Annotated in this window: 9 protein-coding genes and 3 tRNA genes; 5 read left to right on the top strand and 7 right to left on the bottom strand. The window is 43.3% G+C overall.

All coding sequences use genetic code 11. The features are described from left to right. Positions 1 to 612: 612 nt before the first annotated feature. The 7 genes from HRU80_12755 to HRU80_12785 form a co-directional block, all read right to left on the bottom strand. Entirely contained in the window at positions 613 to 2,229 is a 1,617-nt protein-coding gene (locus tag HRU80_12755) for a T9SS type A sorting domain-containing protein (GenBank protein ID QOJ29696.1), read from the bottom strand. Between the two features lie 22 nt (positions 2,230 to 2,251). Then, positions 2,252 to 5,029 carry a TonB-dependent receptor gene (locus HRU80_12760; protein ID QOJ29697.1) on the bottom strand — a complete coding sequence of 926 codons (2,778 nt, stop codon included), beginning with the start codon at positions 5,027 to 5,029 and terminating at the stop codon, positions 2,252 to 2,254. Between the two features lie 338 nt (positions 5,030 to 5,367). Further along, complete coding sequence (locus HRU80_12765) at positions 5,368 to 7,227, bottom strand: 5'-nucleotidase C-terminal domain-containing protein (protein QOJ29698.1); 1,860 nt, start codon at positions 7,225 to 7,227, stop codon at positions 5,368 to 5,370. Positions 7,228 to 7,257: 30 nt separating this feature from the next. Continuing rightward, a complete protein-coding gene (locus HRU80_12770) occupies positions 7,258 to 7,803 on the bottom strand; it encodes a hypothetical protein (protein ID QOJ29699.1) in 546 nt (181 codons plus the stop codon). A gap of 167 nt (positions 7,804 to 7,970) precedes the next feature. Then, positions 7,971 to 8,666, bottom strand: coding sequence for a response regulator transcription factor (locus tag HRU80_12775; GenBank protein QOJ29700.1), 696 nt, complete (start codon positions 8,664 to 8,666; stop codon positions 7,971 to 7,973). Between the two features lie 27 nt (positions 8,667 to 8,693). Then, complete coding sequence (locus HRU80_12780) at positions 8,694 to 11,228, bottom strand: hypothetical protein (protein QOJ29701.1); 2,535 nt, start codon at positions 11,226 to 11,228, stop codon at positions 8,694 to 8,696. A 97-nt stretch (positions 11,229 to 11,325) separates the two neighbouring features. Further along, positions 11,326 to 11,943, bottom strand: coding sequence for a hypothetical protein (locus HRU80_12785; protein QOJ29702.1), 618 nt, complete (start codon positions 11,941 to 11,943; stop codon positions 11,326 to 11,328). A gap of 239 nt (positions 11,944 to 12,182) precedes the next feature. Here HRU80_12785 and HRU80_12790 point away from each other — a divergent pair, with 239 nt between their 5' ends. The 5 genes from HRU80_12790 to HRU80_12810 all read left to right on the top strand — a co-directional run bounded on the left by HRU80_12790 (position 12,183) and on the right by HRU80_12810 (position 13,928). Further along, the gene (locus HRU80_12790) at positions 12,183 to 12,593 is read left to right on the top strand and encodes an OsmC family protein (protein QOJ29703.1); all 411 of its coding nucleotides are present in this window, start codon (positions 12,183 to 12,185) and stop codon (positions 12,591 to 12,593) included. Between the two features lie 68 nt (positions 12,594 to 12,661). Then, positions 12,662 to 12,735, top strand: a tRNA-Arg gene (locus HRU80_12795). 11 nt (positions 12,736 to 12,746) lie between these two features. Beyond that, positions 12,747 to 12,823, top strand: a tRNA-His gene (locus HRU80_12800). 61 nt (positions 12,824 to 12,884) lie between these two features. Continuing rightward, positions 12,885 to 12,959: transfer RNA gene (locus HRU80_12805), tRNA-Glu, on the top strand. Between the two features lie 111 nt (positions 12,960 to 13,070). Next, positions 13,071 to 13,928, top strand: coding sequence for a hypothetical protein (locus tag HRU80_12810; protein ID QOJ29704.1), 858 nt, complete (start codon positions 13,071 to 13,073; stop codon positions 13,926 to 13,928). Positions 13,929 to 14,123 lie beyond the last annotated feature (195 nt).

Here is a 14,123-nt window from a genome sequence, read left to right on the forward strand (position 1 = left end):
GCGATTGCAGCGTCTCAAACCCGTCAAAGGGGACCAGAACAAACGCACATTTTCATTCTCATTTCATGTTCTTCTCCGGGATCCGTCACATATTCCTCCCTGAGACACCGCAAATGCAAAACATTGTCATGAATAAAACATCCGGTTAGCATTTGCGACGTCTCTACAGAAAATCATGCATCCGACCGTAAAGACGATGCAATCGCTGAACGCTATCCATATGTATTATGAGACTTATGCGATTGCGTCGTCTCGTCTGCGTGTCCCTTGTGATGGCGACTATGCGGTTTTCTCCTTCGTCCCTAAGACGACGCAAATGCAATAATCCCTGCAAGGTAGGACATCCGGTTGGCATTTGCATCGTCTTTACAAAAAATCATGCATCTGACCGTAAAGACGATGCAATCGCTAAACGAAACCCCTATATATTGTAAGACTTATGCGATTGCGTCGTCTTGTCTGCGTGTCCCTTGTGACGGCGACTATGTGGTTTCATCTTCATCCTGAAATACCGTATATGTATCAGTTCCCCTGCTTTAAAATAAAAAAAGGACGCGGCTGATGCCGCGTCCCTTGTCGAAGGAGAGGAGTATGAGGAGAAACTCTTCCTTATTATTTAATAAGCGTCATTTTCTTAGTGATGATCTGATTGTTCGCGATCAGACTATAGAAATAGATTCCGCTTGAAAGCTGTGAACCGTTAAAGGTTACTGAGTGCTGACCTGCTGAGAAATCAGTATTTGCAAGTACAGCTACTTCCTGACCAAGAGCGTTATATACTTTCAGTACTACTTCTGAAGCTTCAGGCAGTGAGAAAGAAATAACGGTTGAAGGGTTGAACGGATTAGGATAGTTCTGGCTGAGTGCATAGTCAGTAACCGTGCTGCCTGAAACGAGATCCTTATCCTTTACATCGGTAAGGATATATCCTGCACCTGAGAGCCAGTTAGCCCATCCCTGAGTCCAGTCAGTGATACCAAATGCTCCAACGTGGAGTCCGCCATTTGGATCAAAGAATCCGTCTGCAGGCGGTGTAATTGCTCCGGTCAGTGCAGGTGAACCTGCCTTAGGCATGAAGTTCGGCGCATTCAGGTTGAACGGATCAGTGATCCCTGCTCCTGAGTTTGAAGTAAAGATTCTGCCTGAGTTGGTTGTGGTAAACCATGCTACCGGATCCCATGAAAGATTCGGTGAACCGGTTGTGTCAATTGCCTTGGATGTTGCTCCGGCAATGATGCTGTTCTTTATATAATTGGTTCCGTTGATAGCACCGTTGATGGTTCCGCTTCTGTCAAGCAGTACGCCGGTTGGCCAGCCCATGATAAGCGCATTGCTGATCTTGTTCTGTGAATTTCTTCTCAGATGCATACCTCTTCTGTAAAGGCTGTTTACCGTGGTGGTATCAGTTACTTTAGGACCTACCATGGTTACATTGAACCAGGTTGGTGCAGTAAGAGGGGTGTTGCCTGAACCTGAACCGTCGTTGTCTGATTCAAAGCCGTTTGACTGTGACTGATCTGCAATAAGAGGATCTCTTACTGCAAGCAGATACTGAAGCTTTCCTGAGAATCCGAAATCGGTATCAAAGTCATCATCCCATCCGCGGTATGCAATAAGATATTTTCCGTTTACATTTCCGCCAAACCATTCGAATGAATCGTCTCCTGAGTAGCTTACCTGTATATGTTCAACTACTGTTCCTGATCCAACTCCTCCGAAAGTAATACCATTGATTTCGTTGTTCGGTGAGAATGCAATACCGGGGTATTCAATTCTTACATAACGCAGGCTTCCGCTGTTATCGTTCGGATCACTTCCGCCGTAGCTGTCGCCCGGGCCTTCAATAGATGCAGTACCGCCCGGTACGTTAATCGGTGCATTGCCAAGAAGGATGATTCCGCCCCAGTCGCCGTAGGTTGGCTGACGGGTGGATCCCTGCTTTGCGAATTCTGAGGTGAATACAATCGGCTGGGTTGCTGTACCGTTGGCAATCAGCTTTCCGCCTGGTTTTACGATAAGTGAACCCTGGGTTGAGTTCTCACCAAAGATAACCGTGCCCGGCTGTATGGTAAGTGTGGCACCTGACTGAACGCGTACAAACCCGCGAAGCAGATAGGTCTTATTAGAAGTCAGAGTAATATTGGTTGTTATATCACCCTGCAATACCTCCTGAGCCGAACCGGTTACAGTTAGGATCATTAAGATAATGAGCAAGAAAGATTTCTTCATTCGATCTCCGTTTTTTGTTTTATTAGAATGCTAAACTTAATCCTAGAGAAAAACTCATATCGGTGTTGTACTCTTCGACCACTTTTTCGCCAAACGGAGTTTTCTGGACGAAATTGTAGTCCTGAGCCAGAATATCTTTAACAACTGCTTTTACAGCAAAATTCTTAAATATCCTTTTGGAAAAGGAAAAGTCAATCTGATCTCTGGATTTCTGAATGATATCACCGATATCAGTTGTGCCCACTTTACTGATTCTGTCACCAACTTTATTAAAGGTCAGTGAAGAATTAATACCGTTCTGATAATCATCATAGTAGAGTCCGGCGTTCAGAATGTAATTTGCCTGTCCCTGAAGCGGACGCTCGCTTGTCTGAAATCCTTCAACACCTGAATTACCAAGAGTAATTTTGGAAGAGATCAGACTCAGATTTCCTACAAGCGAAAAGTTTGATAAATAGTCGGATATAAAACCGAGTGATTTACGCAGTTCCATCTCAAAGCCATAATTTTCTGCTTTATCTGCGTTCTTATATGAGCGGATCGGCTCAAGTGCAGAAGATGCAGTGAGAATCTGCTCTATAGGATCAGTAAATGATTTATAATAGACACTGAGAGCAAGCAGTTCTCCCGGTCCCATAAAGAGCTCATACCGGAAATCAAAGTTGCTGATCATTGTTCTGCGTAGTGACTCATTGCCAATCACCAGCTCATTTGCCAAAAAGTCAAAGTAACTGAAAGGTGCGAGTTCCCTGAATTCCGGACGGGCCAGTGTCTTAGAATAAGCAAAGCGGAAGTTGGTAATATCATTAAACAGATAGGTAATGCTTACAGCAGGAAGTAAATCGGAATTGTTATTATTGATTTCAACCGGCTGATCAGTCTGGGATCTTGACATCAGGCGCTGCTGGGAGTTTTCAAGACGGGCACCAAAAATCAGGCGCACTTTATCAATCACTTCCCAGTCAAACATCATATATGATGCAAACACACTTTGCTCGGATGAATAACTGTCTGACGGCTTTGTTATTTCAACAATCTGAATGAATCTGTTATCAAAATTTTCCGGTTTGAATATCTCTTCAACTGAGCGCTGCAGAATGGTATCCTCACGGAAAAAGTTTCCTCCCGGTATATTCTTAAATCCGAAACTGCGGGCATTAAAAGAGCGGCCCTTATCATCATACCCGGCACCAAACTTAACTGTGGGCATATTTCTTTCAGCAAACGGTTTCATCGTGATGCTAATGTTAGCCCCGGTATTTTCATCTTCCAGATCAGAGAAAAAGCGGGAAGCGAGCGACTGATCAAGCTGAAAGCGGAGCGGTTCTTCAGGATCATCATTATTCTTTGAATAGATATATCTTCTGTTATCCGGCTCATCGCGGAATGACTTCGCAAAGTTTGTATTCCACTCAAGATTAATGCCGTTCAGCAGGTTAAAACGGTGTTCACCGATAAGCTGATGTGAGCGGAGTATTCTGGATACAAACTTCAGGTTATTGGTCTCCCGGTACTGGCTGTATGCATAGTAGTCGCCCTTATAGAGGGTAACTTCATCATCACCGCTCTGATTATAGATATTCTTAAAGCTGATTTTATCGTTGGTTGAAGTCTTGAAGCTTATGTTCGCAAGCGCTCCCCAGACAACTGAATAGTTGTAGGTTGAACCGCTGTATTCGTAGCGCAGGCCTTCGTAAGTATATGCGCTTTTTTCAAGATTCTTCACATCAAATGAACTCGCGTAAGAAAGTGAACCGACAAGACCAAGAGTATTTCCGCCAAACTCATATTTATCACCAATACTCAGTTTATAACTGCCATTGACCATGGATTTTGTGTCTTTCAGATCCCAGTTATTCTTAAAACCAAGCCCAATTACCCTGAGGGCGCTGTCAGCATTCATACCGGAAAAATTTCCGGGTGTCAGTTTGAAGTCCGGGACTAACGATGGCAGACTTCTTGTGCCGTCATCCTGTCCGAGCCAGTCGCTGGCACCGGACTGATATCCTTTAAATACTGCAAGATTATTTGACTGGTTGTAACCGGCTGAATAGGAAAAATCCCAGAAAAAGGACTGAGGAAATTCCAGAGTCTGAATCTGTACCAGTCCTCCTGAAAAGTCAGCAGGTTTATCTGGTGTGAAAGTTTTTGCTGTTACAACATTTTCGATAAGACTTGCGGGAAAAATATCGTACGAGAAACTTTTCTTCTCAGGATCGGTTGAGGGAAGGTTTGCACCATTCAGAAGAGTATTATTATACCGGTCCCCTATTCCCCGTATATAGGCATATTTCCCTTCAGAAATGGTAACGCCCGTCATCGTCTTAAGAATATCTGTTCCATCGCTGCTGTTATTCTTTTTAATGAGTTCAGCGCTGATTCCGTCAACAATATTGATGGAGTTTTTCTGAATTTTAAGCACAGCAGCTTCTGAATTTCTCATAGCTTCAGCGGTAACCACTACTTCCTCAAGCTGTGTTGCTGATGAAACCATGGAGATATTCAGGCGGGTTTCCTTTCCTGCTTCCACTTGAACGTCCTTGATCACCAGTGTCTGGTAAGAGATGTAAGAAACTTTTAACTCATACACTCCCGGATCAAGATTTTTGACAGCATAAATGCCATCAATATCGGTTGAGGCACCGATGGAGGTTCCGGAAACCAGAATATTAGCCCCGATAAGTTCCTCATTATTCTGCTTATCGGTGATCTTTCCGGTTATTGAACCTTTATTTTGTGCGGTTATATTGCCGGCTATAAAAACCATAATCAGCAATGCCGCAAAAACATGCTTTGACATTTTTTTTCCTTTAATATTTTTTACCTTCGACGCCCCAAACTTACCGCCCCAATGTTACCTTAATGTTAAGGCAGGGTTAACAGAGTGTTAATCTTTGAGGGGTGTGTCCGGCGTACCATTCCTGATGACTGTATCATGAAGGGACAGGTATCTGATAAAAATGCTTTTTGGGGGATATTTTCGAAATTCTGGCCTGGAAATCAGACAGAGATTACCGGCTTCCTCAATTAGTGATTCCTCACATTGTTGCTGAATCCAAATAGTAAGGGGAAGTCAGGATGAAAAAAAAGCCGCCGGTCTGGCAAACCGGCGGCTTTTGGAGAGGATATGGAGTTCGTTTATTTTACGAGCAAGAGCTTTTTTGTCAGAGATTTTCCGCCAGACTCAAGCCGGTAAAAATAGGTCCCGCTAGCAAGGTTTCTTGAAGAAACATCAAATACCACTGAATAACTTCCCTCTTCCTGATAACTATCAACAAGAGTGGTTACCAGCGCACCGGATAAATCATATATTCTGAGGGATACAAATCCTGCTTTCGGCAGGAAGTAATTAATTGTTGTGGATGGATTAAAAGGATTCGGATAGTTTTGCTCCAGATTGAAACCGGTGATTCTGTCTGCCTCCCCGAAATCATCTTTCACAGAAGTAATTCGTCCCACACCGCCCGGAGTAATCATCTGATGGGCAATAATATATGCCATAAGCACTTCGAACTCGGTAGAATCTTCAAACATATAGGGATTAATAAGCGTTACTCCCACCATGTTCTGAAGCGCATAGGCAAGGAATTCATTGAGTGTTGCAGTATATACAGCTGCGGGATCAAGCGGCTGGCCGCCAATAGTTACCCCCGTTACCCTGCCCGGACCCGCTCCGTTTATATCAAATGAGTAATTCATTCCTGAGACCTGCGGCAAAAGTTCATCGTCATACTCAATTGCCTGGAGTCCGAACTCCAGTCCCATAATTAAATCAGCGCCCGATATGCCGCACTTAATAATACGGTATCCGAGAGCCTTAATGGTGTCAAAACCGTATCCGATAGCTCTGAATGCATCCGCGGGAACGATCGGTCCTTCATAAATCGGCTGTGCTGTTGAACCGCCGACCGTCAGTGCTACCTGAGTTCCCGTTTTCCATCTGAAGGCATCGGTGACCAGATTGCCTAACGGGGTATCAAATGAATCAGCCGAGACACTTGGCCGGGCAACTTCCCAGAACGTTCCTGCAGCATAACCAATCTGCTGAGTATATACCGGTCCGTAGAGCGCCTCAATCTGGGTGATAAGGGTATCAACCATATCTTTGGTCGTGGGCTCTTCAGGGATGGTATTGTCCAGTTCAATTGGCAGATAACTTATCACGGATACATCTGTTGATGTGGCAGCAAGAGTAAGTTTTCCTACCTCCGTGTAATTGGCACTTGTCTGAACAATATATACCGGTTTGCCTGCAGGATTGGTAATAATCTCCGGCTGTATCGTTTTATAATGGTCATGCGCGCTGATGATAACATTGATGCCGGGTACTGATTCTGCAATAGCCCGGTCATACATGATTCCCAGATGGGACATCAGAATAATCACGTTACACTGCTGGGTGAAAAGTTCAGTGAGCGCCGCCTCAAGATAGCCGTCTATAGTATCAATAACAACAGGCGCGGGAAGTGAAAAAAGGTTGGTGCTTGGGGTTGTAAGACCAATCAGGCCGATCTTGCTGTTTCCTTTCTGAATGATATGGGTTTTCTTGATATATGGCTGCAGAGGGGAAAAACCGTCCAGTATGGCATTTGCTGAAAGTACCGGAATGGCATTAGTTGCAAAGGCAGCTTCAAAACATCCGTAAAGTGCTTCAGGACCGAGATCAAATTCATGGTTGCCTAAGGCAATTGCATCAAAGTTGAGTGCTTTCAGAAATTCGAGTTCTGCTACTCCGAAGAATTTGTTGAAAAACAGATCACCTATAAAAAAATCACCGCCGTGAAGAGTTACAACATTCGGCTCAGTTACCTGAGTCATACCGATCACGGATGCAGCTCGCGCAATACCGCCTCTTGTTCCCTTCAGATTCATATCGCGAGGTGCCAGCGGGGCAAGTGTTGAATGCGTATCATTGATGTGCAGAATGGTTATGGTATCTACCTGAGCGTTCAGGCTTGCACATAAAATTACCGTAAAAAGAAGAATTAGATTTTTCATGACACTACTCCTGTTTGTATTATATTTTTTTTAGATCGTTTTATCTATTGCATATCCGAAAATGAACGATACGCGGACACCCTTTGGATTCGTAGTGACCGCCAGGTTAAGCGGAATGCTTACACCGCCAAAATCAAAGCTTTTTCCAACCGCCAGCATCAGTGCGGAAGAAACAGTAGTCTGCGATGCCATAAGGTTGGGGCCCATGCCGAATTCAATTCCGTTGGGAAATCTGATTCCGAAACCAAGCGTTGCTCCCGGAATGATTTTGCCGTATTCCACTCCCGAAATCAGCGGAATGACCTCAATGATGAAGCAGGGACCTTCTATATTCGGAACTATCTGATACTCAAAGTGCCAGCCGAACTGACTAAGGAATCTACCTACCTGTTCATCACGTAGTTTCTGGACTAGTTCACCTTCTCCCGGAATGAAGGTAAATCCGAGCCGCGGACCGCCCAGATTACGGGACACAAACTTCACCGGGGTTTTGGTTTCGGTTGACTGGGCAAAGGAGTTTTCTGCCGAAGCTGATATGAAGATCAGGCAGATACTAAGAAATACTATCCGTTTCATTGTTGTAACCTTTCGTTAATTAGTAATATTGAATTCTTACGGTTCAAAATTACCGGGGGGCTATAAGGCGGGTGTCACGGAGTTGTCATGAAATTGTAAAAAGAAAAAGGCTGCTTTTTAGGGCAGCCCATTCAGGAGCAAAGTTGCAGAAAGCAATTATCCTATCATTAATCGGAATGATTCAGCCGGAACCGGTAACCTGCCCGGTGAACCGTCAGCAGATGCTCTGGCTCTGAAGGATTTACTTCTATATGTTTTCTGAGGGAAAGAATAAAATTATCAACGGTGCGGGTTGTCGGGTAAGCGTCATATCCCCAGACGTCATCCAGGAGCTTCTCACGTGAGACAACTTCATTAGCGTGCCTGATAAAAAAGATTAGCATTTTATATTCGGTTACCGAAAGATGAAGAACCGTGCCGTTTTTCCTGACTTCCTGATGTTTCAGGTCAACGGATATATCACCAAATTTGACGGTTGACCCGGAAACTGCTGCGCCTTCTGATCTGCGCAAAACCGCTTTCACCCGGGCGACAAGTTCCCGCGCTGAAAAAGGTTTGGTTATATAATCATCCGCGCCGAACTCAAGCCCCATTATTTTATCTATCTCCTCTTTTCTGCTGGTGAGCATTATTACGGGGATGGTCATCCGCTCTTCATTTCTGAGTTTTTGCAGGAGATCAAGCCCGTTCAACTTTGGCAGCATGATATCAAGCAGTATCATATCCGGCTTAAATGAGAGTGCAAGCGATAATCCGGCTTCACCGTCTCCTGCTGTTTCAATTTCGAAATGCTCTGCTAAAAGAAGCGTTTTAAGTCCCTCAACAATAGCGGGCTCATCCTCAACTAACAGAATCTTTTTCATAGAACTCCTCTTCTTTATCGTAAGTGATTACATCTTTTTACTGAACACGCTTCTTTTTCCAGAGCGGAATTTCTTATGGTCTGACAATGACGGAAGCGAAAAACGGAAAGTGGTGCCGTCGTTTTCATTTGGCACTGCTTCAACTTTTCCCTGATGCACATCGGCTATATGTTTAACTATTGCCAGTCCGATGCCCATACCTCCTGTACTTTTACTCAGAGGATTACTCAGCCGTTTATATGGTTCAAATATCTCATCTCTTTTTTCCGGAGGAATCCCAACTCCTCTGTCGGTAAAGCTGATAGTTATATATTTCTCTTCTCTGATTACCGAAACTTTAAGATATTTTACTTTGTCTGAATAACGGATGGCGTTAGCTATGATATTGACGCATGCTTCAGTGATTGCGTCTTTATCAGCATAAACCGGCATATCCTCTTCCTGATAATACTCCTCCGTCTGAAACGCATTCATTTGGAGCTGATACTGCATCATGAGCACTACTGATCTGACCAGCGCGGTCAGATTACACTCATCAAGCGAATATTCCTTAATTCCTTTTTCAATCCTTGCAAAGTCCAAAACGTTATTTATCAGCCGCGCAAGCCGTTCAGTTTCTCCTTGTATAATCTTAAGATATTTTACTCGATCCTCCTCACCGGCTTTGCTATCCTGCAGAATCTCTGCAAACAGTTTTATTGAGGTGAGCGGAGTTTTCAGGTCATGTGAAACACTCGAAACGAAAAAGGATTTCAGTTCATTCAGCTCTTTGAGACGGGCGGTAATCTCCTTTTCAAAACGCAGATTATATTCAAGTTCAATCCGCTCAACGGCCATAACGAACTGGTTACCCGAGAAAAGTATAAGATTCAGCTCTTCGGAGCTAAGAGGGAATTCAGATTTTTTCTCACCGAGTATCAGGCAGGCAATTATCTTTTCATTCGCTCCGCTAAAGGGAATAACCGCATGCATAAACTGTAAATCTGCGCTGCTTAGGACCAGGTTTTCATGAACTATTTCTGTTTCCTTATTCAGTCCCCTTAATTTTGGAAGTCTGGCACCCTGACCATGAAGTATACTTCTGATAAAAGAAATAATTTCAAGGTTTCTTCCCTTCTCACTATCACCGCAGAAAAGTGTGCCTGATTCAGGCAAATGTGTATTGTGAATATACAGCCCTGAGAACTTTACAGGAATGAACCGTTCTATCTCACTGGAAATCATCTCCGCTGCCTGCCTGATTCCGGTGGCGCTTTCCAGTCTGGCAGCTATCTGGTGTTGTGCTTCAACAAAATTAACTTTCACCATAAAAAACCGCCGGTCAACTAAATCCTTTACCCGTTCACGCAGCGGTTGAAAAAGCAATGCCGTAACTACCGATGAAACAGCCGATAACATAACAGAATTTATGACCGTAAGCTGCCCGATCAGCATTGCTGCTCCTCCTAAAATAACCGTATAAATACCAAGCACAGCAAGCAATGAAAGACCATAGATGGTACTCCGCCGGAAAATCTGATCTATATCAAAAATATGATAGCGGACAATGGAAAAACCATAAGTAAGAGGAAGGACCGCCACCAGAATCAGAATCAACTCCTCGGGAACCAGTCCTTCTGAGGTAAAGAACTGAGGTATCTGCCAGAAGAGAATAAAAGAAAGCGGTCCGGTAACTGTTCCGAAGAATATCCATTTCAGCTTTTGTCTTTCTGACTCATCCGCAGATTTTCTGAAAGAATGAATAAAATTCCCCACTCCTGCAATGACCGATACCGCAAAAAATATCCTGCAGATATCAAACCACGCTTCATAACGGTTGAACCAGTCAATACTTCTCTCCGAAAGTGCGTGATATGCAGTATAACCAAGCACAGCTGAAAGCAAAACCGGGATCACGGAAAGAGCGAATACAATCCGAAGGGTATGAGGCGTTTTTTCCCTCGGAAAAACAAAAGTAAACCAGAGAAAGAAAAAGGGGACAATTGCATATGAAGCTGAAAAGATGATCCTGTTCAGCACTCCTGTCCATAGTGCCGGGTATATATAACTGCCCCAGGTCATGGTTATCATTCCAAAAGCAGCAAGCATCATCCCGTGAAACGTCAGCGCTGCTTTATCGTACAGCGGCCGTTTGAGCAGCACAATTATACCGACCGCGAACACCACAAGCGCAAGGCTCCCAGCGGCAATAATATAAAACCATCCGTAAAACCTGGTCAGTTTCAATTCCGCATGCAGTATTTCCTCCCTGTGGAGAAACTCTGCGCTCACAATTCTGCCTGTATTTAGCCCGTCACAGGCGAATTCAAGATCCTCAAATGAAGTAAGCGGTATGCCGTCAAGTGATTTTAACTGCAGGCTTTCAGGAAGGATGATTCCCCTTGCATCCACTGTCTGTTCGGATAAGATGAGTCTGTCTTGCCGGAGCTCAAGTTTAAGCGGAACTGCTGATTTTTGATATACCTGAAAAATTCCCGCGATTCCCAGAATCAGGACAATTGCATCCAGGACGAGGATATATCGTTTGATTTTATAATTATCCTGTACAATTTCCTGTCTCATGAACCGCCTCACATTTCCGTAAAGTGATTATTTACTTTCTTACATTCTAACCGGCAGACACATTGTTTCGAAACTTATTACTTCTCAGCATGTTACTTCAGGATTTTCCCTTTCCGGCAAGCACACCATCTGCCTCAATTTCCCTGAAGATATCCTTCAGTGACTCGAGGTAGATTTCCTCAATCTTTACTTCAGGAGGATTAAACGGATAAAAGAAGATGAGCAGTGCCTGAGTCCATGTTTCAAGTTGTGCAGTTCTCTCGTAGTGTTTGATCTTCATTCCGTTGCGGTCGGTAACATGAGCGGTGAATATATATTCCCACGAATATGCCACGGGTAAAACGGAGAGTGAACTCCCGGCGAAAAGATCTGCGAGGAAGTGCTTGGCGAATGAGTGTTCACGCCGGATGACCACGTGAACGGTATAATCATTCGCTTCTTTTAGACTGTCCCTCATCCTTCTTCGGTTCACATTGTCTATATCATCATATGCATCCGTGAACGTCGCGAATGTTTTAATGTTGTTTATCTGCTTCATTGATTCCTGCAGGATATCCTTAAACCCTCTGCGCGGCAAAATAATCTTTGGAACTACATCAAATCCTTTTGACTGCTCAAGGTGGCTGAAATAAAAGAAAACTGCAACCGGCTCCCTGGCAGTAAGTGTTACAGATTCCTGCTTAAACGATCCGTGGATATCAGAGCGGAATGACATGCATCCGGAGATGAGGAGCGGGAGAACTATGAGGAGCAAAAACCGGGACAAACGGGAACGGGACATAAGGCCTCAGCTTTCTGTAAACGAAGATGTTTAGTACTCCAAATCTAATAAAAAATCTAACTGGGTATTCAGGTGAAAGAAAAATATTCCCATAAACTATGAATCCTTTTAAAGATAAGCCCGGCAGGTCTTATCTTAAGTAACATTTTCAATAAAATTTCGAAAGGAAAAACATGATCAGAACCGGATCAGCCCAGTGGAACGGCAGCGGAAAAGAAGGAAACGGAACTTTATCTACCCAGAGTACCGTTCTCAGTAACACACAGTACAGCTTTAACTCACGGTTTGCTGAGGGAATCGGCACAAACCCGGAGGAACTGGTTGCGGCAGCACATGCAGGATGCTTTTCCATGAAGCTTTCATTTGTCCTCGGGGCAGCCGGCTTTACCCCGGAAGTTATTAATACCGCCGCAAAGCTGAAGTTTGAAAATGGTGTGGTTGAGAATATTCATCTGGAGGTCACCGCAAAAGTGCCCGGTATTGACGCAGCAAAATTCCAGGAATGTGCCGCGGATGCCAAGGAAAACTGCCCGATTTCCAAGCTTTTGAAGACCAATATCACCATAGAAGCTAAACTGGTCTGATAAAAAACCGGATTGGGTACTTTAAAAAATCAGAAAAAACTCTTATATTTGTAGTCCTGATTTTTTATGCGCCCATAGCTCAATCGGATAGAGCAACAGCCTTCTAAGCTGTAGGTTAATGGTTCGAGTCCATTTGGGCGTACGGAAATTATGGTGAGTGTAGCTCAGTTGGTTAGAGCACCAGGTTGTGGCCCTGGGGGTCGTGGGTTCAAATCCCATCACTCACCCCAAATTTTGCTTCCGGATTTCAGAAAAAACTCTTATATTTAAAGTCTGTTTGCGAAAATTTCCGGCCCCATCGTCTAGTGGTTAGGACATCGCCCTTTCACGGCGGTAACAGGGGTTCAAATCCCCTTGGGGTCACCACTCTTAAGAAAGCTCATCCGAAAGGATGAGCTTTTTTCGTTTTAAAGCTTTTCCTTATTTTTCTACTGTCCGGAATTTAAACTAATTTTTCATCGTTTTCAGGGAGTTTTCATGAAACGGTTCGATGCTCTAACAACTGTGTTCCTTTTTTTACTGCTTCTTCTATTCATGGGCTGCAAGGGTGAAGATAACCCCGTCACGCCATCAAGTGAGGTAGATCAGCGGCTGATTGGAACGTGGGTTAAAATTGACTCAATCCCCTACTTACCTCCTGTGAATTTTTTTGTCTCCTCCTTTACTATAACTTCCACAAAAGGTATTATTGAGAACGGCTGGGAATTTGCCACAGGCAGATTAGTTCCTATGAGATCCCCTAAAATAAAAAACCTAATTAAGGCCTCTGATGGAACAATAGTTTATAATATTTATGATACGCTTGATACCTATTCATATCGGTTTGAATCTATATTTCTTATTTTGAAAAATGGGAATAGTGAGCAACGTTATAGAAAAACACTACCAAATATCACATTATTTCCGATTATTAATTGTTCAGCATCTTTTAATTTCTTAAATCGTGAACATTTCAGCAGAACAGAATTTGTATACCCATCAGTTACTATGTTTCCGAATCAGGGATATTTATCATTTTTTACAATTAGGACTGATGATTATATTTTACAAATACAATTTTTTAATTTTAATGGGGTAGGGTCATATCCTCTCAGACGCAGTTATACTGAAATTGTTACTGTGGGTGATGAGATAAGACATAGATTTGAACTTGACTCCTCCAAAAAAGGAAGCATCGTTTTTGAGAGTTATGATCCCGTAAATCGCGCTTTCTCCGGCAGCTTTAACTTTACTGTTAAAAATAATACTTTATTCCCTGATTCAATCACGACCTTTGAAGTTAAGAACGGAAAATTCGTTGCCCAGGTGATTGAACCAGTAGATATAATTGATTAAAATCTTAATTGTTATTTCATCAGTTGAAATTGTTAAGTTTGTTGCGACGCACAGGTGACTATAAATCGAATGAAAATAGCTACGATATTAACCTGAGGAAATTCTCTGCTTAATTACATCCGTACGATTGTAATCACTATTGCGTTTTAAACTTTTGATTTTTTTTCTTTTGTTCGTATAATAAACTAATTTTTC

It is taken from the genome of Ignavibacteriales bacterium, from assembly GCA_015709675.1.
Classification (GTDB): Bacteria; Bacteroidota; Ignavibacteria; order Ignavibacteriales; family Ignavibacteriaceae; genus H2-BAC3.

Excerpts from the sequence above, each read along its gene's own strand:
- HRU80_12755 (QOJ29696.1), bottom strand. The coding sequence starts at position 2,229 with ATGAAGAAATCTTTCTTGCTCATTATCTTAATGATCCTAACTGTAACC.
- HRU80_12760 (QOJ29697.1), bottom strand. The coding sequence starts at position 5,029 with ATGTCAAAGCATGTTTTTGCGGCATTGCTGATTATGGTTTTTATAGCC.
- HRU80_12765 (QOJ29698.1), bottom strand. The coding sequence starts at position 7,227 with ATGAAAAATCTAATTCTTCTTTTTACGGTAATTTTATGTGCAAGCCTG.
- HRU80_12770 (QOJ29699.1), bottom strand. The coding sequence starts at position 7,803 with ATGAAACGGATAGTATTTCTTAGTATCTGCCTGATCTTCATATCAGCT.
- HRU80_12775 (QOJ29700.1), bottom strand. The coding sequence starts at position 8,666 with ATGAAAAAGATTCTGTTAGTTGAGGATGAGCCCGCTATTGTTGAGGGA.
- HRU80_12780 (QOJ29701.1), bottom strand. The coding sequence starts at position 11,228 with ATGAGACAGGAAATTGTACAGGATAATTATAAAATCAAACGATATATC.
- HRU80_12785 (QOJ29702.1), bottom strand. The coding sequence starts at position 11,943 with ATGTCATTCCGCTCTGATATCCACGGATCGTTTAAGCAGGAATCTGTA.
- HRU80_12790 (QOJ29703.1), top strand. The coding sequence starts at position 12,183 with ATGATCAGAACCGGATCAGCCCAGTGGAACGGCAGCGGAAAAGAAGGA.
- HRU80_12810 (QOJ29704.1), top strand. The coding sequence starts at position 13,071 with ATGAAACGGTTCGATGCTCTAACAACTGTGTTCCTTTTTTTACTGCTT.